Here is a 249-nt window from a genome sequence, read left to right as displayed (position 1 = left end):
GGTTCTGATTTAGATAAATTAAAAACAGCTTACATTGGTCGTGGTGGTAAAGGCAATGACAGTAACATTTTATGCAATGGTGGTAAAACAATTATCAAAGGGCTTGTTACTGCAGAAGGAGGATATTCCGTCTCCATGATTTTTGTTAACTTTGGAGGGAAAGGTGGCGATGGAGGAGGAAACAGGGACGGCAGCAGTGGTGAAAGCTTTATTTTTTCTGGTGGTAATGGTGGAGGGAGTGGAATAGAC

Annotated in this window: 1 pseudogene; it reads left to right on the top strand. The window is 41.8% G+C overall.

Features of this window, described 5'->3' with window-relative positions:
* Nucleotides 1–249, top strand: a pseudogene (locus ACFIN0_RS10135) (hypothetical protein); the annotation flags it as partial.

The organism is Bartonella sp. AA89HNZF (assembly GCF_042196905.1).
Lineage (GTDB): Bacteria > Pseudomonadota > Alphaproteobacteria > Rhizobiales > Rhizobiaceae > Bartonella.
Note: the sequence above shows the minus strand (reverse complement) of the source record. Positions and strands in the feature narration are given on the sequence as shown.